At 64.8% G+C, this 19,379-nt stretch carries 24 protein-coding genes; 11 read left to right on the top strand and 13 right to left on the bottom strand.

Annotated elements, in window-relative coordinates:
- Positions 1 to 144 precede the first annotated feature (144 nt).
- Positions 145 to 963, bottom strand: coding sequence for a ferredoxin--NADP reductase (locus ACZ1JC_RS25805; RefSeq protein ID WP_465137450.1), 819 nt, complete (start codon positions 961 to 963; stop codon positions 145 to 147).
- 690 nt (positions 964 to 1,653) lie between these two features.
- Positions 1,654 to 2,619: a magnesium/cobalt transporter CorA gene (gene corA, locus ACZ1JC_RS25800; protein WP_465137451.1), complete on the bottom strand. Its 966-nt coding sequence runs from the start codon at positions 2,617 to 2,619 to the stop codon at positions 1,654 to 1,656.
- Between the two features lie 274 nt (positions 2,620 to 2,893).
- Between corA and ACZ1JC_RS25795 the strand changes: the two genes are divergently transcribed.
- Positions 2,894 to 3,235 carry a hypothetical protein gene (locus ACZ1JC_RS25795; RefSeq protein ID WP_465137452.1) on the top strand — a complete coding sequence of 114 codons (342 nt, stop codon included), beginning with the start codon at positions 2,894 to 2,896 and terminating at the stop codon, positions 3,233 to 3,235.
- Positions 3,236 to 3,315: 80 nt separating this feature from the next.
- Here the strand turns inward: ACZ1JC_RS25795 and mprF are convergent, their stop codons facing one another.
- From mprF to ACZ1JC_RS25780, 3 genes are read right to left on the bottom strand one after another with little or no spacing between them, the layout of a single operon-like run.
- Positions 3,316 to 5,898 carry a bifunctional lysylphosphatidylglycerol flippase/synthetase MprF gene (gene mprF, locus ACZ1JC_RS25790; protein WP_465137453.1) on the bottom strand — a complete coding sequence of 861 codons (2,583 nt, stop codon included), beginning with the start codon at positions 5,896 to 5,898 and terminating at the stop codon, positions 3,316 to 3,318.
- A 29-nt stretch (positions 5,899 to 5,927) separates the two neighbouring features.
- On the bottom strand, positions 5,928 to 6,365 hold the full coding sequence (locus tag ACZ1JC_RS25785; protein WP_465137454.1) for a DUF2147 domain-containing protein: 438 nt from the start codon (positions 6,363 to 6,365) through the stop codon (positions 5,928 to 5,930).
- The gene (locus ACZ1JC_RS25780) at positions 6,362 to 7,141 is read right to left on the bottom strand and encodes an AcvB/VirJ family lysyl-phosphatidylglycerol hydrolase (RefSeq protein WP_465137455.1); all 780 of its coding nucleotides are present in this window, start codon (positions 7,139 to 7,141) and stop codon (positions 6,362 to 6,364) included. The genes ACZ1JC_RS25785 and ACZ1JC_RS25780 overlap by 4 nt, the downstream gene beginning before the upstream one ends.
- A 182-nt stretch (positions 7,142 to 7,323) precedes the next feature.
- Between ACZ1JC_RS25780 and ACZ1JC_RS25775 the strand changes: the two genes are divergently transcribed.
- The 3 genes from ACZ1JC_RS25775 to ACZ1JC_RS25765 are packed head-to-tail and all read left to right on the top strand — an operon-like array spanning position 7,324 to position 9,903.
- Positions 7,324 to 7,791, top strand: coding sequence for a PDZ domain-containing protein (locus ACZ1JC_RS25775; protein WP_465137456.1), 468 nt, complete (start codon positions 7,324 to 7,326; stop codon positions 7,789 to 7,791).
- A 43-nt stretch (positions 7,792 to 7,834) separates the two neighbouring features.
- Entirely contained in the window at positions 7,835 to 8,521 is a 687-nt protein-coding gene (locus ACZ1JC_RS25770) for a winged helix-turn-helix domain-containing protein (RefSeq protein WP_465137457.1), read from the top strand.
- Positions 8,518 to 9,903, top strand: a complete 1,386-nt coding sequence (locus ACZ1JC_RS25765) for a sensor histidine kinase (protein WP_465137458.1) — start codon at positions 8,518 to 8,520, stop codon at positions 9,901 to 9,903. The genes ACZ1JC_RS25770 and ACZ1JC_RS25765 overlap by 4 nt, the downstream gene beginning before the upstream one ends.
- Before the next feature lie 464 nt (positions 9,904 to 10,367).
- Here the strand turns inward: ACZ1JC_RS25765 and ACZ1JC_RS25760 are convergent, their stop codons facing one another.
- Positions 10,368 to 11,255: a bestrophin-like domain gene (locus ACZ1JC_RS25760; RefSeq protein WP_465137459.1), complete on the bottom strand. Its 888-nt coding sequence runs from the start codon at positions 11,253 to 11,255 to the stop codon at positions 10,368 to 10,370.
- Positions 11,256 to 11,548: 293 nt separating this feature from the next.
- Here ACZ1JC_RS25760 and ACZ1JC_RS25755 point away from each other — a divergent pair, with 293 nt between their 5' ends.
- On the top strand, positions 11,549 to 11,944 hold the full coding sequence (locus tag ACZ1JC_RS25755) for a hypothetical protein (RefSeq protein WP_465137460.1): 396 nt from the start codon (positions 11,549 to 11,551) through the stop codon (positions 11,942 to 11,944).
- Between the two features lie 82 nt (positions 11,945 to 12,026).
- Here the strand turns inward: ACZ1JC_RS25755 and ACZ1JC_RS25750 are convergent, their stop codons facing one another.
- The 7 genes from ACZ1JC_RS25750 to ACZ1JC_RS25720 all read right to left on the bottom strand — a co-directional run bounded on the left by ACZ1JC_RS25750 (position 12,027) and on the right by ACZ1JC_RS25720 (position 14,873).
- Positions 12,027 to 12,266, bottom strand: a complete 240-nt coding sequence (locus ACZ1JC_RS25750) for a hypothetical protein (protein WP_465137461.1) — start codon at positions 12,264 to 12,266, stop codon at positions 12,027 to 12,029.
- Positions 12,263 to 12,613, bottom strand: a complete 351-nt coding sequence (locus ACZ1JC_RS25745; protein ID WP_465137462.1) for a hypothetical protein — start codon at positions 12,611 to 12,613, stop codon at positions 12,263 to 12,265. Before ACZ1JC_RS25745 ends, ACZ1JC_RS25750 begins: the two co-directional genes overlap by 4 nt.
- Before the next feature lie 27 nt (positions 12,614 to 12,640).
- Complete coding sequence (locus tag ACZ1JC_RS25740; RefSeq protein ID WP_465137463.1) at positions 12,641 to 12,931, bottom strand: hypothetical protein; 291 nt, start codon at positions 12,929 to 12,931, stop codon at positions 12,641 to 12,643.
- A complete protein-coding gene (locus ACZ1JC_RS25735; protein ID WP_465137464.1) occupies positions 12,928 to 13,212 on the bottom strand; it encodes a hypothetical protein in 285 nt (94 codons plus the stop codon). The genes ACZ1JC_RS25740 and ACZ1JC_RS25735 overlap by 4 nt, the downstream gene beginning before the upstream one ends.
- Positions 13,213 to 13,238: 26 nt before the next feature.
- Complete coding sequence (locus tag ACZ1JC_RS25730; RefSeq protein WP_465137465.1) at positions 13,239 to 13,664, bottom strand: PspC domain-containing protein; 426 nt, start codon at positions 13,662 to 13,664, stop codon at positions 13,239 to 13,241.
- A 118-nt stretch (positions 13,665 to 13,782) separates the two neighbouring features.
- On the bottom strand, positions 13,783 to 14,676 hold the full coding sequence (gene pspA / locus ACZ1JC_RS25725) for a phage shock protein PspA (protein WP_465137466.1): 894 nt from the start codon (positions 14,674 to 14,676) through the stop codon (positions 13,783 to 13,785).
- Complete coding sequence (locus ACZ1JC_RS25720) at positions 14,673 to 14,873, bottom strand: hypothetical protein (protein ID WP_465137467.1); 201 nt, start codon at positions 14,871 to 14,873, stop codon at positions 14,673 to 14,675. Before ACZ1JC_RS25720 ends, pspA begins: the two co-directional genes overlap by 4 nt.
- A 161-nt stretch (positions 14,874 to 15,034) precedes the next feature.
- Between ACZ1JC_RS25720 and pspF the strand changes: the two genes are divergently transcribed.
- From pspF to rimP, 6 genes are all read left to right on the top strand, one after another.
- The gene (gene pspF / locus ACZ1JC_RS25715) at positions 15,035 to 16,111 is read left to right on the top strand and encodes a phage shock protein operon transcriptional activator (protein ID WP_465137468.1); all 1,077 of its coding nucleotides are present in this window, start codon (positions 15,035 to 15,037) and stop codon (positions 16,109 to 16,111) included.
- A 268-nt stretch (positions 16,112 to 16,379) separates the two neighbouring features.
- Positions 16,380 to 16,895 (top strand): LuxR C-terminal-related transcriptional regulator, encoded by a 516-nt coding sequence (locus ACZ1JC_RS25710; RefSeq protein ID WP_465137469.1) that lies wholly within the window; start codon positions 16,380 to 16,382, stop codon positions 16,893 to 16,895.
- An 88-nt stretch (positions 16,896 to 16,983) separates the two neighbouring features.
- Positions 16,984 to 17,313, top strand: coding sequence for a hypothetical protein (locus ACZ1JC_RS25705; RefSeq protein ID WP_395330999.1), 330 nt, complete (start codon positions 16,984 to 16,986; stop codon positions 17,311 to 17,313).
- Between the two features lie 20 nt (positions 17,314 to 17,333).
- Complete coding sequence (locus tag ACZ1JC_RS25700; RefSeq protein ID WP_465137470.1) at positions 17,334 to 17,837, top strand: hypothetical protein; 504 nt, start codon at positions 17,334 to 17,336, stop codon at positions 17,835 to 17,837.
- Between the two features lie 32 nt (positions 17,838 to 17,869).
- Positions 17,870 to 18,196, top strand: coding sequence for a JAB domain-containing protein (locus tag ACZ1JC_RS25695; protein WP_465137471.1), 327 nt, complete (start codon positions 17,870 to 17,872; stop codon positions 18,194 to 18,196).
- A 621-nt stretch (positions 18,197 to 18,817) separates the two neighbouring features.
- Positions 18,818 to 19,378 (top strand): ribosome maturation protein RimP, encoded by a 561-nt coding sequence (gene rimP, locus ACZ1JC_RS25690; RefSeq protein WP_465137472.1) that lies wholly within the window; start codon positions 18,818 to 18,820, stop codon positions 19,376 to 19,378.
- Position 19,379 lies beyond the last annotated feature (1 nt).

The following is a 19,379-nucleotide window of genomic DNA, read 5'->3' as shown; positions in this document are numbered from 1 at the left end:
GCTTACGAGAGAGCGCAGAAGAAAGCGGGGCCCCCGCCTTCGCGGGGGCGACGGGGGTTTTGGGTGGAATGCGGGGCGCGGAGAGCACAAAAGAAAAGGGGCGCATCGCTGCGCCCCTTTCCCGTATTCCGTCGGTCGATCCGATCAGTCGACGAACGCGCGTTCGATCACGAAATCGCCCGGCTTGTTGTTCGAACCTTCCTCGAAGCCCATGGCTTCCAGGCTGTGTTCGAACTCGCGGATCATCGCCATCGAGCCGCAGAGCATGATGCGGTCGGTCTCGGGATCGAGCTTGGCCGGGCCGCGCAGCTGCGGGATGAACAGGCGGCCGTCCTCGATCAGGTTGCCGATGCGGCCCTGCGTGTGGAAGTCCTCACGCGTGACGGTAGGCAGATAGTGGAACTGCAGCAGCGCCTCGTCGGCGATCAGCGGATCGTCGGCCAGCTGGCTTTCCAGTTCGGTGCGGAAGGCCAGATCGCTGACGCGGCGGACCGAGTGGACCAGCAGGATCTGCTCGAAACGCTCATAGATGTCCGGATCGCGGGCCAGGCTGAGGAACGGCGCAAGGCCGGTGCCGGTCGAGAACAGGAACAGGCGCTTGCCCGGGCGCAGCGCGTCGGCAACGAGCGTGCCCACCGGCTTGCGGCCGAGGTAGATCTGGTCACCCGGCTGGATCTTCTGCAGGCGCGAGGTCAGCGGGCCGTCCTGCACCTTGATCGACAGGAATTCCAGTTCCTCGGCATAAGCCGGGCTGGCGATCGAATAGGCGCGCAGCAGCGGCTTGCCGTTGTCGCCCGGCAGGCCGATCATGATGAACTCGCCCGAACGGAAGCGGAAGGTCGAGGGGCGGGTGATCTTGAAGCTGAAGAGGTGGTCGTTCCAGTGATGGACCGACAGCACTTCCTCAACCGTCAGTGCGCCGGTGGGGGTCAGGGTCGCCGTATCGGCGGCGCTATCGCTCATTACTATCGAATCCTTCGGAAAAAATGCTGTGTCCGGGAAATACTGTCGGCGGCGGTCTTCTTGGGGCGGCTGACCCTGCATTACAGGGTGTGAAGTCGCCGCGCGAACCGTGTGGTCCGCAGGCCGAACAGGATCGCCTCGTCCTCGCCAATGATGCGCCCATCCATCGGCGTGAGTCGAAACCGTTCGCGCGAATGACCTGTCATTGGCGGCATGGCAAGGCGAAAATGGCCGGCCTCCGGAGTGTGCGGCCCGCGCCGAAAGCGCGGATTGCATCGCCTGTACTGCCAGAGACGACTCGCCCGCGCGCCGTCGCGAGCGCGAGACGCCCGGAATTGCGTGGGTTTGGCGCCGGCTGTTCGGCAGATGCAGGCATGGCTCACTCCTTGTCTAACCTCGTTATAGCTAATGATAACTAGTTGCAATAATGGAGCGAGGATTTCTAACAGGCCGGCAAGTTGGGGTTTCGGGGCGGCGCTGGCGATGTTTCGGATAGGTAAATCGGATTTCGGAACTTCGCCCAGATCCGCGTGTTTATCTTATATGTCCCCTGATGGCTCCGGGCAGGTCGGTCTGCTCGGAGCCATTTCGTTTAGAGCAGTCAACCCGCCTGCGCCGGGTCGACTGCTCTAAGTTTTTGGTTTGGCGCATTTCCCGAGTCATCAGGTTTCCACCTGATTAGAAAATGCTCTACAGCCACCTGGTGTGCTTGAACCAACTGAACAGACCTCCGCACAGTACAGCGATCACGCCCAGCACGATGAAATAACCATAGCGGGTGTGCAGTTCGGGCATATTCTCGAAATTCATGCCATAGATACCGGCGATGGCGGTCGGCACTGCCAGGATCGCCGCCCACGAAGCGAGCTGGCGGGTGATCTCGCTCTGGCGCTGCGATTCCAGCAGGTGGCTGACTTCGAAGACCGAGGTGAGCACTTCGCGCAAGTTCGCCACCATCGATTCCACCCGCCGGACATGGTCGAACACGTCGCTGAAATAGGGCTTCACCGCCGCATCCAGGAACGGCATGTCGAGGTGGACCAGCTTGCTGCACACTTCGCCCATCGGCCCCAGCACGCGCTGGAAGCGGATCAGTTCGCGGCGCAGCGCGAAGAGGCGCATCACCTGCTCGCGATCGAGAAATGCGTCGAGCGCCTGCCGTTCGATCTCCAGCACTTCCTCCTCGATGGTCTCGACGATCGGCAGGTAGCCATCGACGATGAAGTCGAGGATCGCGTGCAGCACATAGTCCACCCCGTGCTGCAGCAGCGTCGGTGCCGCCTCCAACTGGGCGCGCAGCGTGGTGTGCGCGCGGGCGGAGCCGTGGCGAACGGAAATCACGTGATGCGGGCCCACGAACATCGAGGTTTCACCGTAGACGATGGCGTCCTTTTCCAGATGCGCGGTGCGGGCAACGACGAACAGCTGATCGCCATAGACGTCCACCTTGGGCAACTGATGCGCCTTCAGCGCGTCTTCCACCGCCAGCGGGTGCAGGCCGTAGGTCTTCTGCACGGCCCGCAGTTCGGCCTCGCTGGGTTCGTAGAGGCCGATCCATACGAAGTCCCCGTCCTGCCGCATGGGCGGGCAGCTTTCGAGCGACACGGGCTCGGCAGAGCGGCCATTGTGGTAGAGTTGGGCGGCGATGACGGTCATTTCTGGTCCCGATTGAGGGGCTTGGGGCGCGACATTAGCGACAGGTCACGGCGTCGGACAACTGCCTGTGCGGTGGCGAAGTGGAGAAGTTCTTTGTTGGGAATGGAGGAGGTGATGAAAGCTCAGCCCCGGCCCCTCCATCTTGCGGGAGAGGGGCGAAACCTGCGAAGTGTAGCGGTGTTAGTCCCAGCGGTGTGGGGGAACGCTACGGCTGCTAAAGCCTCCCTAGCCGCTGTTACCCGATATGATATTATGCGGTCTCGGAGGTTGGCGCATGGCCCTGGTCATTATTGCTGTTCTCTTTGCTTTGACGCTTTTCGGTCTGGCGCGATCGGCAAACGTTCGGTTTCGTCTTGAAGATCGATTGCCGATGCAGTGGTGGCTGGACGGGAACGTGACGTGGTCAGCGCCGCGGCCAGTGGCCCTCGCGTTTATTCCGACGTTGGCAATCTGCGTGCTTCTGAGTTTTGTCGTTTTGTCACTCTGCGTGCAGCCCAGGCTTGGCCAAGAAGGCATGGTGGTTCCGACACTCATCGGGATTGGTGCTTTATTCGTTGTCATCCAGCTTCTTCACGTCTGGATGATCGACAAGACGCTCCGCAGGAACGGCAGCTAACCATCCTCGTCATCCCCGCGGAGGCGGGGGCCCCGCCTTCACGGGGGCGACGGGAGTATTGGGGTTTCGTTGGGGAGACCTTACGACCCGGTTTTCCGCTGCCCTCCGCGCAGTCTCCCCACACTTCGCCCGTCGCCGATCAGCGCTTGCAGGTCCAGCAGGGCGCGGCCGGTCGCCACGCCGCCGTTGCAGGCGATGAAGCGCGGTTCCCATACCGGAGAGAACTTTTCCTTGTAGTTGCGCAGCCCCTCGAAACCGTAGAACGCGGCGCCGTGGCGGAACAGCATTCCCGCCGCGCGGGCCCATGTCGGGGCCAGACGGCGGGCCTCGATGCCGGAGAGGGGGGCAAGGCCGAGGTTGAACCAGGCATAGCCCTCCTGCCGGCCCCAGAGCATCAGGCGGGTGAACAGGAAGTCCATGCAGCCATAGGGCACTTCGGCGCGGTGGCGCATGAGGTCTACCGAAAGTTCCTCGCGCCCCGCCGTCTTCCAGAGGTTGGCGAAGGCGACGATCGCACCCTGCTTGCGCACCACGGCAATGTCGCAGCGGGCGATGTAGGGTTCGTCGAAACGGCCGACGCTGAAGGCTTTCTCTCGCTGGCCCTTGGCGTGGAGCCATTCGTCGGAAACCAGCCGCAGCTCGCCCATGATCGCGGGCACGCGGGCGGCGGGAACGATGGCGAATTCCGCGCCCTCGCGCTCGGCGCGGCGCATGGCGTGGCGCAGCGGGCGGGCGCCGGGGCCGTCCAACGAGAAGTGGGCGAGGTCCACGCGCGCTTCCTCTCCGTACTTCATCAGTTGCAGGCCCATGTCGATGGCGATGGGCAGCACGGCGGGGGTCACCTGATAGAGCAGCACGCGGCCCTGATTGGCGTCCGCCCGTTCGCGCAGGCGCCAGAGCAGGTCGGGCCAGTCGGCCTCATCGCCCACCGGATCACCCATGACGATCCACGAATGGCCGCGCACCTGATACATCAGCAGGCTGCGGTTGTCCGGCCCGGCCAGGAACAGCTTGTCTCCGGTCAGCGCCAGCATCGATTCCGAACGGACGGCGTGGGTCAACGCCTCGTCCACGTCCACCGGCGCCTCGTCGGGCCGTGCGCAGTGGCTGGACGGGCGCAGCAGGGCCAGCACGACGAAGGCACCCGTCGCCACCGCCACGGCGAAACTGGCGCGCATGTAGCGGGAGGCATCGCCGGACCATGCGAACTTCCACCAGAGGCTGCCGCGATAGGCGGGGAAGGTCTGGGTGAAATAGCCGATCACGATCACCAGCGTGATCGTCGCCACCATGGCGAGGATCCAGTTGGCGCTCATCACATCGGTGGTGAGCGCGGTGCGCCGCCAGAAGCCCTTGCGCGCCAGTTGCAGCACGCCGGCGACGGCCAGCAGGGTCATCGCCTCTTCGTAGTCCAGGCCCTTGACCAGCGAGAATACCGCGCCTGCCACCAGCAGCGCGCGGGTCAGGATGAAGGCGGCGTCCAGCCGGCGGTAGAGCGCCGGGGCCAGCACCAACAGCAAAGTGCCGACAAGGCTGGCGGCGATCTGGCTGGCTTCGACGAAGGGTAGCGGAACGATACCACGGATGGCGGCCATGCGCTCCGGAAGGGCAGGCGTTGCGCCCGAAAGCAGCAGCACGCCGCCGCCAAGGAAGACGAGCAGCGCGATCACGCGCGGGGCCAGCGCGGTCAGCATCGTCTCGCCCGCTTTCAGGGCAAGGCCGGCAGGACGCTTCCAGCGGGCATGTTCGTGATGCAGCAGCAGAACCAGCGCACCGGCCAGCGGCAACAGGTAGTAGACGATGCGGTAGACCAGCAGCGCGGAGAGCAGCATCCCCGGCGGCACTTGCGGGCAGAGCGCGACCACGGTCGCCTCGAACACGCCCAGCCCGCCGGGAACGTGGCTTACCAGCGCGACGACGATGGCGAGTACATAGGCCAGCAGCAACGGCGCATAGAGCGCGGGGGCAGCATGGGGAAGCAGCACGAACAGCGCGGCGCAGGCGGCGCCGATATCGGCCAGCGCCACCGTGGTCATGCGCGCCATGCCGGCGGGGCCGGGCAGGTGCCAGCGCCTGCCGATCAGCGCGACGATCCCCAGCAGCGCCAGCAGTCCAGCGCCGGCGGCGTGCTGCATCGCCAGCGGCAGGACATGGCCTGCCACCACCAGCGGGCTCTGGTGCACCAGCAGCGCCAGCGCGGCGGAGGCCAGCACGCCGGCCCAGAACGTGACCCCGGCGATGGCAGTCACGCGGGCGACATCGCCCGTCGTCAGCCCGCGCGCGCCATAGACGCGCAGGCGCGCGGCGGCGCCGGTGATGATGCCGAAGCCCAGATTGTGGCTGAGCGTATAGCTGGTGAAGGACGCCAGCGCCGCCGCACGCCACGGCTGCGGCTTGCCGATCGCGCGCAGGGCCATGACATCGTAGATGGTCAGCAGCAGGTAGCTTGCGGCCGTGAAGCCCAGCGCTGCCGCCAGCCGCCACGCGGGCAGGGCGCGGGCATCGCGCAATACGGCGTGAAGGTCCAGCCGGGTCGCCATGTGGTGCAGGCAGATCCCGGCCAGCAGCAGCACCAGCGCCGCCAGCGCCAGTTGTGCGGGAACCGCCAGCTTATGAGCCAGCGGTTTCAGGTGCATGAGGCGCTTCTGCAGTGGCGTTGTCACGGTTGTCGCATCCCGTCAGTTCCGCTTGTCTATCGTCTCGTCCAGATCTGGGACTTGCAGAGCAGCCCATGCAGGATGCAGCCGCTGATCTTCAGGTGGCCGTCATCGGGCTGGTGAATGCGCGAGAAGAAGGTGGATCCCATGTCGGGCACGAAGACCTGCCCCTGCCAGTTGCCGGCATCCTGACGGCGATAGCCCTGCAGCAGCTGGGTGCCGACAAGGTGCTGCACCCCGGCATCCGACGCATCGGCCAGCGCCTGTCCGCCCACCCATGTCACCGTGCCGCAGAGCAGTGCGCCGCAGGGCGCGACCGAGACTTCCACGTCTCCCGCCGGATTGAGCCAGCGGCCAAACGGATTGAGCGCGGCGGGTTGCGCCACCGTCGGCACGGCCCCGGCGGGAGCGACTGTTGCCAGCGCAAGACCCAGAAGCAGGGCGCGGAAGGGGGTGGTCATGCGGCGGGTCATGTAGTGGACTCCGGGAAATTCAGGCTCTTGGCGGTTTGGAAATGGCCGGCGATCACGGTGCGCAGAGTCGTGAACAGCCGGTCGGCGTCGTGTTCGAGGTAATGGTCGCCGGGCAGCGCAAGCTGGGTAAGGTGGGGAAGGTGCAGCAGCGGGCAGAGGCTGTCGGTCTCCTGCGCGCCGCGAATGCAGACCACCGGCACCCAGTCCAGCTTGCGCGCGGTGGCGATGGCGGGCGCGTCGGGCGTGGTCTTGTCCAGCCATTCCAGCGGGGAGACGCGCAGGAACACCGTGCGTGTCGGCACCGTCAGCACCACCAGCGAAACGTGGGAACGCAAGTCTGCCGGCAGGTTCTCCAGGCCGACATGAACCATGTCCGCCCCGAACGACTGGCCTAGCACGACAACCTTGTCGACATGGCCCAGCGCCATCGCGTCGCGGATCGCCTGCGCCATCATCGCGGTCACTTCGGCGGGGGTGCGGCGCACGCGGAAATAGTTCAGCGAATTGACCGAGACGGTGGCCACGCCGTGTTCGGCAAGGCCCTGTGCCACCGGGGCGCCCATGCCGGCGCGCGGGCCCATGTCGCCCGAAATCAGCACGGCGGCATAGTCCTTGCGGGCATCGCCGCCTGCGGGAAGCTGGCGGAACGGGCTGGCGTCGAATGCGCCCAGCCATGCCAGCCAGCCGAGCACGCCCAGCACGATCACCATGATCGCGACAAGCGCGTAACGCCCTTTCCTTCGGCTCTTTCGCTGAAATGTTGCAGCCCTGTTCATGCTGCCTCCCTGCGCCCACGGTCCTTGCCGCAGCGTGGAGCGAACATGGAATTTCCTTAATGTGACAATCGCCGCTGGCACTGCGATACGTAAGGGCAAGGGTGTGCTTGAGCCGCCGGCTTTCGCGTATCGACCATCGTGTATCGACTATCGCGTGCCGGAGGCGTGGATTTTTCCGTTCGATGACCGAAGCTGACGACACCCATAGAGATTCCGACGCCAAGAACCGCGTGTTGGACCTCCTGCCGATGCTGGGGGCGCTGCTGGTCGTGACCGGCGCGCTGACCTGGGGCGACCTTTGGGCGCAGCACCATTTCGGGCTGGGCGGCCCCGATGCCGTATCCGTGCAGGACAACACCGCGCGGGACGAGGCGAGCCACCGCGTGCTGGACTTCACCGCCGACGATCTGCCCGACGGCAAGCCGGGGCTGGTGATCACCTCCGTCCGTTCGGACGGCTATGCCGAACATGCCGGGCTGGTGGTGGGCGACCGCATCGTCCACGTCGATGGCCGGCAGCCGACCTCGTTCTCGTCTCTGGCGGAGGAGTTGTCTGAGCGCGGGCGGCAGCCTATGCATCTGGATGTGGTGCATCTGGGGGCGGTCCGCAGGATCGACCTTGCCGGTACGCCGCAGTCCGGCAATCCCTGATTTGCCGGAGCGTTCAATGCTGGCGGAGGCGGGAAAGCAAGGCATGGGGCACAAGCTGCTGGTGGTCGAGGATGACGAGGCCACTGCCATCTACATCGTCAAGGGTTTTGCAGAGGAAGGCTTCGTGGTCGACCGGGCCGGCAACGGGCGTGATGCGCTGTTCCTGGCCAGCGACGGCACTTATGACGCGATCGTGCTGGACCGGATGATCCCGCAGATGGATGGCATGTCGGTCCTGGGCGCCTTGCGTGCGGGCGGGATCGAGACGCCGGTGATCGTGCTTTCGGCGCTGGGATCGACCGACGACCGGGTGACCGGGCTGACCTCCGGAGCGGACGATTATCTCACCAAGCCTTTCGCCTTTGCCGAACTGTTGGCCCGCGTGCGCCTGCTGGTGAAGCGCGGCGTCAGCCAGCCGGCGGTGGAGACGCGGCTGACTTGCGGCGATCTGGAAATGGACCTGCTGGCTCGCAAGGTGAAGCGCGGCAGCCGCGCCATCGATCTGCAGCCGCGCGAATTCCGCCTGCTGGAATACTTCCTGCGCCATGTCGACGAAGTGGTGACGCGCACGATGCTGCTCGAAGCGGTGTGGGACTATCACTTCGATCCAGGCACCAATGTGATCGACGTGCACGTCAGCCGTTTGCGCCGCAAGCTGGATGAGGACGGGGCGAGCCCGCTGCTGCACACCGTGCGCGGGGCCGGGTATCGGCTGGGCGTTTCGGCTTGAGGGAAAAGGTCCGGCGGCGCGTGGCGCGGCTGCTGCGTTCCACCTCGTTTCGCCTGTTCGTTCCGGTGGTGCTGTTCCAGCTGGTCGCCACCGGGGGCGTGCTGGCTTTCGTGTGGATTTCCAGCCAGCAGAGCGTGCATGACGAACAGCACGCACTGGTGGAGGATTTGCGCGACGATCTGCTCGCCGCCTTCGAGGATGGCGGGCTTGCCGGCCTGCGTACCACCATAGACACCCGCCTGCGCGCCGAAGGGCGGCGCGCGCCGGTGATGCTGCTCACCGCGCCGGACGGTCAGCGCGTGACCGGCAATCTGGACGCGCTGCCGCCGCGCGGAGACCAGCGGGGCGACTGGTTTTCGACCACGCTCTACCGCAGCGACTATCCCCAGCCCGAGCAGATGATGCTCACCGAAATGCGCCTGCCCGATGGATCGATGCTGCTAGCCGGCGTCGAAACCGGGCGCGACCTGAGGCTTCAGCGCAGTTTCGAGCAGGCGCTGTTCGCGGCGCTGTTCCTGGCTCTGCCGCTGACCATGCTGGTGGCGGCGCTGACCTCGCGGCTGGTGGGGCGGCGCGTGCACGACATGGCGCAGACCGCGCACCGCGTCGGCAGCGGCGCTTTCGACGCGCGCGTACCGCTGGACGGTTCGGGCGACGCTTTCGACGAGCTGGCGGGCGAGATCAACGTGATGCTCGCCCGCATCGAGACGCTGGTGGGCGAATTGCGCGTGGTGGCCGAAGGGCTGGCGCACGACTTGCGCTCCCCCGTCACCCGCCTGCGCGCCGCGCTGGAACAGGCGGCGGTGGAGGCGCGCGACCCGGCGGCAGAAGCGGCGATGAACCGCGCACTGGCCGAAGCCGATACGCTGACCCGCATCCTGACGACCGCGCTGCAGATCGGCCGCGCGGAAGCCGGCATCGGCCGCGAACGCTTTGAACAGACCGCGCTGGCGCCGTTTCTGGAAGACCTTGCCGCGCTTTACGAACCTTATGCGGAGGACGAAGGCTTCACCCTCTCTGCCGAGGCGCCGGAGGGGCTTGCCTGCCTGCTCCACCGCGAACTGATGGTGCAGGCGCTGGGCAATCTGGTCGACAACGCGGTGAAATATGCCGAGGGCGGCAGCCGGATCACGCTGTTCGGCTATCGGCAGGACGGCCAGATGGTGCTGGGCGTGCGCGACGACGGCCCGGGCATCGCGGAAGCACAACGTGAAGCCGCCCTCCAACGCTTCGGCCGCCTCGACCCCACGCGCGCAGTGGCGGGATCGGGGCTGGGTCTTGCCTTGGTGGAAGCGGTCGCCAAACTGCACGATGGCCGGGTCGAACTTGCCGATGCCTTGGGCGGAGGGCTGGAAGTGCGGCTAGTGCTGGGCGCGGGTTAATCGTTTTGGGCGGAAAGCAGCCAGTCCGCATCCGCCGACATTGCGGACCTTTAGCGGAGGTCTATAACGGCTGAGTGCTCATTCTCGCTCTCCTTGCGGCGGCACCGCCTGCCCCCTCCCATACCTGCAACTATGCTAAAATTAGTCCGGTACTCCCGCATACAGATACGACCGTCTTTGTAGCACCCACTGCAACGGCGCGAAGAGGCGAGACGCTGAAATCGGGGGCGTATGTCTACATCTGTGACGAGACGGAAGTCTGGGTTGAGATACGGTTTAACAGCCGTGGTCATGGATGTCCTAGAAATGAAAATGGACTTCCAGTCGAACAGACAAGAAGATGTGCCAAGGGATGGGTTTCGAAAAAAGCCGTGACGGTTTTGTCGGGCTGAATGACCGCTCGCCTGCAGAACCCGCCATTCCTGCGTGCGAGCCGCCTTCCCTTCAAGCATTGGACATTGGTGCTAGATGGGAGTGGCCGCCTCCTGAATACCCCGCGCCTGTCGCAGTGCCTGTTCGCGCGATACTTCCACGATGTGGGTCGAATAGATCCGCCCTTTGCCTATGCCCAGCCGGAACCGCTCGACGCCCGGCGGCACCAGGCCCTCGCGGACGTGGCAGAGGGGGTAGTATCGCGGCCGCCCCATGAAATCGAAGACGCGCTCGATCGTTTCGAACTTCAGGAATTCCCCGCCGAGGTTGAGGTCGCTGAGGTCCTTGATCACGTAAAGCACGGTGAAGATCGTGAAGACCAGCATCCCGCTGAGGAATGACGACAGCACGGTGTCCGATTTCAGCGCCAGAATGCTGGTGATCAGGATCGTCGCCAGCAGCAGCAGGGGCAGCCACTGCAGCAGGCTGACGGTGATCTTGCCGGTGACGATGGTCTCGCGCCGCAGGGCGATCGTTTCCCGCAGCGATGCCACGAAGTTGCGGTGCATGGAGGTGAGGTTCTGCGATGTCAGCGGCGGCAGCGTGTCGAGATTGTCGAACAGGCCGAACAGGGAATCGCGGCCGCGCATAGTGAAGCTGAAGTAATTGTCTCCATCGAAGCGGTCGATCAGGTAGGTGTCGATCAGGTCCACGGTTCTGGCCGTGAACTCCGGGCCGAACGGCTGCGACAGCCGGTAGAGTTCCATCAGCATCGAACTCTCGCGCGAGAGCAGGGATCGGATCGCAGTGAAGCGGTTGAGCAGGAAGGCGACGAAGAAGCCCGCCAGAATGCCGAACAGCAGGCTGCTGACATTGCGCAGCGTGGCAATATCCTCACCATGCGCGGAGGCGCCGGGGCAGGCGAAGGCCGTGGCTAGGCTCAGCGCCAGCGCGCCGCCAAGCACGATCAGGTCACGCATGTGCCAATGTCCGCCGCCGCCAATAGCCATGGCCCGCCTTCTGTCAGGTGAGCGGCGCCCGATCGGGTGCGCCTTTCCACTCCCATGCGGAGAGAATAGTCCAAAATCCCGCCGGGGAGGATTCGGCTTTTCGAACTATTGCGGGAGCGGCTTCGGCTTCGCATAGGCAAGGCATGAAAGTGTTTTCCCTGCTTGCGGTCGCATTCGCCCTTTCGGCCAGTCTGCCTGCCGAAGCCGCCGAACCCGGCGATGCCTCATGCGGTGCCGGTGACGCGAAATATGTCGGAGACTTGTTGACGGTGCTGAGCCGCCGGGCGGTCGAGGCGATCAATCTGGCGGCAGAGGCGCCTGGCAGGTCGGATGCGCGTTTGCAGCAACTGGTTAGCCCGGATGCGGCAATATCGCTGGGGGCGGGCGATGTCGGACGGCCGCTCGGCTCGGGCGTCGCCGCTGTTCGCGCAATGACCCGCGAGATGAAGGCGGATTCCTTCCGCTTTCTCGGCTGGGATTATATTCCGACGCCGATCACCGATCCCTGCGGCACATACGAAGTCACCGTCGAATTCACCAATAGCCTGCAGCGGCACCTATTTTCCGTGAAGTTCGAGTTCACGGCAGGACGGATCACAAAGGCCGAGGGCTGGACACGCTCGTTCCAGGCGGGAGCGATCGCGCCGGTTCGGAATTGAGCGGGGGGATGAAGAGGGGACGCTGCTTAAGAGTGCGGCTGGTTAGGGGTGCGTCTGGCCGGTAGCGTTCCGGCCAGACGGGTCAGTCGCGCAGGGCTTCGATCTGGCGGGCGAGTTCCACGCCGCGCTTGTCGTCGGTGGCGATGCGTTCCAGCACGGCGATGCGCTTGCGCAGGTTCTCCACTTCGGCCTCAAGCTCGTGTTCGCGCTGGCCGTGGCCGTCTTCGCCGAAGCCCAGTCGTTCGCCGCGCAGTTTCTGCGCGCGCAGCCAGACGCCGCAGGCGATCGCGAACATGACGACTATGGCAGTCCAGAAGCTCATTGTTGCGTTACCTCGTGCCGGGCCTCATGTCGGGCTTCCCGCAGGCCTTCGATCTGGCGGGCTACATCATAACCCTGGTCGGTGACAATCCGTTCGACGCTGGCAAGGCGATCCTTGATCGCGCCCACTTCGGCGCGCAGCTGGGCGTTTTCCTGCGTCAGCAATTGCACGCGGGCCTGCGCTTCGCCGTTGTCCTTGGGGTAGACGGCCTTGCCCCAGGAATTCTCCAGCGGATAGCCGTTGCGCATGCGCAGCCAGTTGTTGACCACCCAGCCGACGGTGATCACCGCCGTTGCGGAAATGATCACGGGGGCAAGGGCTTCGATCATGACGAAGTCTACGGCCATGAGGGTGGAGTCCTTAAGTGGAAGGGTTCAGTTCGCGCGCGGATCGGTGTCGCGCAGCGTTTCGATCTGGCGCGCGGTGTCCCAGGCGCCATCGGTGACGATGGTTTCCAGCGCGCGCAGGCGGTTTTCCATTTCGGCATTGTGCGTCGCGTATTGCGCGGCCTTTTCGGCGGCGGTCTTCGCGGCGATGCCGGCGGTCAGTTCCAGCTTGCGCTCCAGATAGGCAAGGCGGCGCTTGTAGACGCCGGCCAGGATCGCGACGATGGCGATCATCGCGCCCATCACGGCCGCAAGGCCCATGACGTCTCCGAAGCTCACTGGCGGGTTTCCTTCTCGCTGGTGGTTTCCTCCACCGCGCGCTGATCGCGCAACGCCTCGATCTGCAGCGCGGTGTCATAGCCGCCATCGGTGATGATGCGTTCCAGCACGCGCACCCGCTCTTCCAGCTCGCGCGAGTTGGAGGCGTATTGGGCGGCCTTCTCGGCAGTCGCCTTGATCTGCAGTTCGGCCATCTTGTGCTGGTGGCGCGTCCAGATCGCGATACCGCCGACGATGAACGGGGCCAGCGGGATGAGGAGGGCGATAGAGCCGTTGTCCATGATGTCTTGTCCCGGTTCTTCGGCGATCAGCGCAGGCTGTCGATTTCGGCGGCGAGGCGCGAATTGCTGCTCTTGTAGTGCTCTTCCATCTCGGCGACGCGGCGGTCGATATCCGAAATGTCCGAACGCAGGCGGCTGGAGCGGCGGTCGGTGCCGAAGCTGCCGAGGCCAAGCCCGCGATCAAGCCCGCGGCTCTGGCGCACGCGGCGGCGTTCCATGCGGCGCAGCAGGCGATCCTCCTCTTCTTCCGAATAGAGGTACATCGGCTTCTTGTCGGCCAGCCAGGCCAGCGCGATGTAGATCGGGATCGTCAGATAGAAGCCGAAGCAGGTGAGCAGCACCGCGGCAAGACGAACCCAGAAGGCGTCGACCCCGGTGTATTCCGCGATCCCGGCGCAGACACCGGAAACCTTGGCGTTCGACTTGTCGATATAGAAATGTCCGCGTGACACTGTCGTTTCCTTCCCCTGAAACTGTTGGAGGCTCAGGGCCTCCGCTCCCGGTCACACGCCCCGTCGAAGGGGCCGGGCGGCGCGCGCATGCCGGGAGGCCAGGCGCGCGCCGACAGGATTAGAACTGATCGCCTTCCGGGGTCTTGGTTGCCGGGGCGGCAGCGGCGGGGGCAGGCGTGCCCATCGCGCGCTTCATCTCGGCAAGTTCGGCCTCGATCGTATCGCCATCGGCAAGAGCGGCGATCTCTTCGGCGAGCGTCGGCTGGCGCTTGTCGGCCAGGCTCATCGCCTCGGCGCGGCCTTCGGCATAGTCGACGCGGCGTTCGAGCTGCTCGAAGCGCACCAGCGCCTCGTCCACCCGCTCGTTCGACAGCAAGGTGCGCAGTTTGACCCGATTTTCGGCGCTCTGCAAGCGGGCGGCAATGGAAGACTGGCGGCTGCGGGCTTCGCGCAGGCGGCTCTGCAGCTTCTCGATGTCTTCCTCATAGGCGCGCAGCGCATCGTCGAGCACGGCGATTTCGGCATTGAGCTGTTCGCCCATGTCGGCGGCCTTCTTCTTTTCCAGAAGCGCGGCGCGGGCCAGATCCTCGCGGTTCTTGCTGAGCGCCAGCTGCGCCTTGTCGCCCCAGTCGGCCTGCAGCTTGTCCAGCTTGCCGACGTGGCGGCGCAGTTCCTTCTGGTCCGCAATGGTCCGCGCGCTGCTGGTGCGCACTTCCACCAGCGTCTCCTCCATCTCGAGGATGATCAGGCGGATCATCTTGGCCGGATCCTCGGCCTTGTCGAGCATGTCGTTGAAGTTGGCGGCGATGATGTCGCGGGTGCGGGAGAAGATACCCATCGTGGTCATTCCTTTGGTGCTGGCCGTACCGAAGCTGGAGAACTGGCGGGGGCGCGCCGCGCCTTCGAAGCCCAGGGTGGACGGATCGAAGGGGCGGGCGCGGCCTGCGAAGCCCTGGCCGGTGCCGTTAGCCGAAGTCTGGAGAATTTCGATCTCCGCGTCGAGCCTGCTCATTGCAGATGTGCTCCCGTGCAGACGGGGGCAGCGGCATAGGCCTTGGTCGCGAACTGGTCGCTCATCGCAACCAGGTTCAGCGTGCCCATCGCCAGGATGCTGATGAGGATCGCCCAGTCGAGCTTGCTGCGAACCGGGGCGCGGCCGGCGGAGAGGCCGGAGGCGCTGTTGGCTGCGGGAGCTTCATGGAACGGCATGGCATCGGTCCTTCGGTTGGTATTCGGTGTGATTGACCAATGCTTCGCAAGGGGTGTGCCAAATTGCACGAATGGCGGAATTGCGCGATTTCAGCGGTTTGGCGGAACCGCGCTCGAAATATGAATTGCCAATGAATGGGAAATTACCCTAATATTTGGGAATGGAGCGCGAAGTCCAATTCATCGGGCAGTCGAGTCCCTTTCTCGATGCGGTCGAGCGGGCCAGCCGTGCCGCTGCCGTGCGCCGCCCGGTGCTCGTCATCGGCGAGCGCGGCACCGGCAAGGAACTGATCGCCCAGCGCCTGCACCACCTTTCGCCCCGCTGGGGGGAGCCGCTCGTCACGCTCAACTGCGCGGCGCTGCCGGAAACGCTGATCGAGGCGGAGCTGTTCGGTCACGAGGCGGGCGCGTTCACCGGCGCGGTGCGGGCCAGGGCTGGGCGGTTCGAGGAGGCCGATCGCGGTACGCTGTTCCTCGACGAGCTGGGCACCTTGTCCATGGCCGCGCAGGAGCGGCTGCTGCGGGTGATCGAATATGGCGAAGTGGCCCGGATCGGGGCCTCGCGCCCGGTGCAGGTGGATGTGCGCATCGTCGGTGCCACCAATGCCGATCTGCCGCGCATGGTGGAGGATGGCACGTTTCGCGCCGACTTGCTCGATCGGCTGAGTTTCGAGGTGATCAACCTGCCGCCGCTGCGCGCGCGGGAAGGGGATGTGTTCGAACTGGCCGACTATTACGGCCGCCGCATGGCGACCGAGCTGGAGTGGGATCGCTGGCCGGGCTTTTCGGCGGAGGCGATGGCCGCGCTGGAAGCGCACGACTGGCCGGGCAACGTGCGCGAATTGCGTAATGTGGTGGAGCGGGCGGTCTATCGCTGGGGATTTGCCGAGGAGCCGATCGGGCGAATCGTCTTCGATCCGTTCGATTATCCGTGGCGCAAGGCGTCGGAGCCAAAATCCGCTCCGGCTGCGGTGTCAGCGGCTTCGATCTCGACTCTGACCCCGACTCCTGCGGCGGCCGATAACGATGATCCGCTTGCCGGCGGCAGCCTGCGTGCCGCTGTGGACGGCTTCGAGCGGCGGCTGATGACCGAAGTGCTGGAGCGGCATCGCTGGAACCAGCGCCGTGCGGCCGCCGCGCTGGGGCTGACCTATGACCAGTTGCGCCATGCGATGAAGCGGCACTGCCTGTCTGCGGCTTCGGGGCTTCCCGATTCTGTCTCGATCGATGCTGTGTGATGATTCGAATCACCGCACTTCGAATCGGCGGGGCGGATGTGCGATGTGCCCGCTCACAACCCGCGCAATCGTTTTTCCGGCAGCCTTTGCGGCCGACGATTCGAAATATCGTCCTGAAAATGCAGTGCCGTAAACGCCGTGATTGTCGAAAGTCTGCGGGTGCCGACTTCAATTCGACAAGAAATTTTGCTTTAGGGGCTGCTCGCGCAGCGGGCTGGTTTGTTATAGTCCTTGCCAGTTGTTGTTTTAGAGGGCCGGCGTGTACCACGTGACCGACATTGCACAGGCCAGGGCCATGCTGGACAGCCTGACCGACAAGCAAGTCGAGGTTCTCGACCGGCTTGTGCTGCATCGCACGACCAAGGAGATCGCGCGAGAGCTGGCGATCGCCCCGAATACCGTCGATCAGCGCATCACCGGCGTGCGAGACAAGTGGGGCACGATCAACCGCAAGGACACGGCGCGTCTGTACGGACGGCTGGTGGAGCTATGTGGCAAACCCCCATATGAGTTTTCCCGTGTCGACGATCGGGCCGAGCAGACGGAAGAAGTCGATCAGGACCTGCCGGTCGATCCGGTCTTCGTTCTCTCGGATGCACGCCCCTTGGTCGGGCATTCGGAATGGGCGGAGATGCGACCTTCGGCAATGGCAGGCCTGGAGGCTTTCGATGCGAAGTTCGGCCGTGCCGGGCGCTTGGTCGCAGTGATCGCCCTGGCATTGATGATGGCGCTGACACTGGCTGCAGCACTCTCCATCGCCGATGCCCTGGGGCGTTTGATCTAGCGGCGCGCCGGTCCGGTTCATCGCTGCGAAGCCTTCGGTCCGCACTCAGCGCATCCCGCAGATCGGGGCGCAACAGGGAATCGAAGCGATGACACCAGAAATTGCCGGCCTGCGCATCACCCGTAGCATCCGTTCGGTTGAGGACGACATGGACGAACTGCTGGCCAAGGCCGGCGAGCTGCTGGCGGAAATCGCCCGCGCCCGTGTCGCCACCGAAGAGGCCGCCCGTCTGGTGCACCAGCCGATGGCCCGCGTCGCCAACGTGCAGCGCACGCTGATGGATGCCCGCCTTGAACTGGTGAAGGCGCACCGCGACCTGACGAAGGTTGCCGAAACTATGGACATTCCGATCCGTTGCCCCGATCAGGCTCGTGTGGCCGATGAACCGGCGACGGCGGAGGCAGCAATCGCTGCGTGATCCCAGCGGAGGGAGCAGGCGTGATCAATACCGAACAGGTGGTGTTCTTCCTGCTCCTGATCGTCTCGATCGGGCTGGCGCTTTGGAAGGGCGGTGCTCCCGAAAGGTGGGGCGCCGTCGTTCTTCTGGCCATGCTCGGCATCGAAGCTCTGGCGGAAGTTGTGCTTCCCAGCGGCTTCAGGCGGGTCGATCCCTTCTCGCTGCTTACCGATCTTGTCGGCACGCTGGGCTTCGGCTGGCTTGCCATCCAGGCGCTTAGGATCTGGCCGCTATGGGCAACCTCCCTGCAACTGCTGAGCCTGAGCGCACATTTTGCGCGATGGGCGGACCTGGGCATCCCGCCGCTGGTCTACGCGGTGATGCGTGGAACGCCCACGGCCTTCGCGCTGCTGGCGTTGATCTTCGGGACGATACTCCACCTGCGCCGGCAGCGTCGCCATGGCAGCGATCGCTCCTGGCAGGATTGGTCCCGGGATACTGCCGGGTCAGACCCCTTTCGCGCCAGCTTCTCGAGACACTGGTAATCCAGCTGGGCCGCCTTGGCCGCGAGATCCTGGTGGAATTGCCTTTCGACCGCGACGGTCGGCTTGCCGGAGAGGCGGTGTGCATCACCGGCGGCGTCGATTCGATCAGCGGCAGTTACCGGATGCTCGTCCAGCGTGCGTTGGAACGCGACGCGGTGGGCATCGTACTTGCGCATAACCATCCTTCCGGCAGCCACCGGCCCAGCAGGGCCGATGTGCTCGCGACCAGACAACTGGCGGCGGTGTGTCGGGCGGTAGACCTGGAATTGTTCGACCATCTGGTGATCGGCGGGCGCAGCGTTGCGAGTATGCGCCATGCCGGACTGATCGCGGGAACGGCACAAGCCCAGCCTGCCTGATCGGTCCGTTCGTATCACCGACGACGAGGTTCGGCGGCACTCCCTCCGCTGTCGAACGCAGGCCGGGTGGGCCCCACCCCCCCCACACTATCCCGCCCGGCCTGCACTGTTTTTGTGACCTGGCGGTCTGGCAAAACGGGCATCCGCCCGTTTTGCGCGGCACCAGCCCGAGTCTTTGTCGGGTGCGCCTTCGACATCCGTCGAAGGCTTGCGGCACCAGCCCACTCCCCCACCCGACCACCCACGAGTGTATCCTGATGGGTGGTCGGTCCCCTCAGCGAAAAGGTCCCCCGGACCTTTTCGTGTTCTTGGGGACGGGAGTGGGCTGGTGCCGCTTCCGGACGTCAGTCCGGATAAAAGACTCTGTTGCGAGCGTTCGGCAGATGTCAGAGAGGCACCCGACTAAATATTCGTCGTCATGCACATTCGTGCGGCAGGCGGTTCGAGCACCATCGAACTCTCGCGCGGGACCCCTTGCCTTTTTCCGGCAATGCGCTTATCTGCGCCTCATCCCGACATTGGTGAAACAAGGTTCGGGCTGGCGCCGGAAGGGGCCGGCGCGAAACTGCGTTGCTCCAGTGTTCGGTTGCACAGACACGAATCGATTCGGAAGGACACGGCTTGGCCGACATCGCACGCATTACCGAAGTCATCGAACCGGAGGTCACCGCCCTCGGCTTCGATCTCGTGCGCGTGCGGATTTTCGGCAAGAGCGAAGTGGGCGACGATGAGATCGCGCTGCAGATCATGGCGGAGAACCCGGAGACGGGTCAGCTCGTGATCGAGGACTGCGTGAAGCTCTCGCACCGCATTTCCGATCGCATGGACGCGCTTGAAGAAGCCGGCGACGTGCTGATCGAGGAAGCCTATCGTCTCGAAGTCAGCTCGCCCGGCATCGATCGTCCGCTGACCCGCCCGAAGGACTTTGCCAACTGGGCCGGCCATGAGGTCAAGGTGAACCTGACGGAGCCGGTGGACGGCAACCGCAAGGGGCTGACCGGTGAACTCGTCGGCATCGACGGCGATCAGGTCACGGTCGATGACAAGAAATCCGGCCGGGTCTCGTTCCCGCTGGGCAATATTCATTCCGCAAGGCTGGTCCTGACGGACAAGCTGATCGCCGCAACCCGCCCGCTGGATGTCAGCGGGGCCGACGAGATCGTCGAGGAACAGGAAGACTAAG

The sequence above is a fragment of the Sphingomonas sp. BL-S-28 genome, from assembly GCF_055521515.1.
Note: the sequence above shows the minus strand (reverse complement) of the source record. Positions and strands in the feature narration are given on the sequence as shown.

Excerpts from the sequence above, each read along its gene's own strand:
- ACZ1JC_RS25805 (WP_465137450.1), bottom strand. The coding sequence starts at position 963 with ATGAGCGATAGCGCCGCCGATACGGCGACCCTGACCCCCACCGGCGCA.
- corA (WP_465137451.1), bottom strand. The coding sequence starts at position 2,619 with ATGACCGTCATCGCCGCCCAACTCTACCACAATGGCCGCTCTGCCGAG.
- ACZ1JC_RS25795 (WP_465137452.1), top strand. The coding sequence starts at position 2,894 with ATGGCCCTGGTCATTATTGCTGTTCTCTTTGCTTTGACGCTTTTCGGT.
- ACZ1JC_RS25785 (WP_465137454.1), bottom strand. The coding sequence starts at position 6,365 with ATGACCCGCCGCATGACCACCCCCTTCCGCGCCCTGCTTCTGGGTCTT.
- ACZ1JC_RS25780 (WP_465137455.1), bottom strand. The coding sequence starts at position 7,141 with ATGAACAGGGCTGCAACATTTCAGCGAAAGAGCCGAAGGAAAGGGCGT.
- ACZ1JC_RS25775 (WP_465137456.1), top strand. The coding sequence starts at position 7,324 with ATGACCGAAGCTGACGACACCCATAGAGATTCCGACGCCAAGAACCGC.
- ACZ1JC_RS25770 (WP_465137457.1), top strand. The coding sequence starts at position 7,835 with ATGGGGCACAAGCTGCTGGTGGTCGAGGATGACGAGGCCACTGCCATC.
- ACZ1JC_RS25760 (WP_465137459.1), bottom strand. The coding sequence starts at position 11,255 with ATGCGTGACCTGATCGTGCTTGGCGGCGCGCTGGCGCTGAGCCTAGCC.
- ACZ1JC_RS25750 (WP_465137461.1), bottom strand. The coding sequence starts at position 12,266 with ATGAGCTTCTGGACTGCCATAGTCGTCATGTTCGCGATCGCCTGCGGC.
- ACZ1JC_RS25745 (WP_465137462.1), bottom strand. The coding sequence starts at position 12,613 with ATGGCCGTAGACTTCGTCATGATCGAAGCCCTTGCCCCCGTGATCATT.
- ACZ1JC_RS25735 (WP_465137464.1), bottom strand. The coding sequence starts at position 13,212 with ATGGACAACGGCTCTATCGCCCTCCTCATCCCGCTGGCCCCGTTCATC.
- pspA (WP_465137466.1), bottom strand. The coding sequence starts at position 14,676 with ATGAGCAGGCTCGACGCGGAGATCGAAATTCTCCAGACTTCGGCTAAC.
- ACZ1JC_RS25720 (WP_465137467.1), bottom strand. The coding sequence starts at position 14,873 with ATGCCGTTCCATGAAGCTCCCGCAGCCAACAGCGCCTCCGGCCTCTCC.
- pspF (WP_465137468.1), top strand. The coding sequence starts at position 15,035 with ATGGAGCGCGAAGTCCAATTCATCGGGCAGTCGAGTCCCTTTCTCGAT.
- ACZ1JC_RS25705 (WP_395330999.1), top strand. The coding sequence starts at position 16,984 with ATGACACCAGAAATTGCCGGCCTGCGCATCACCCGTAGCATCCGTTCG.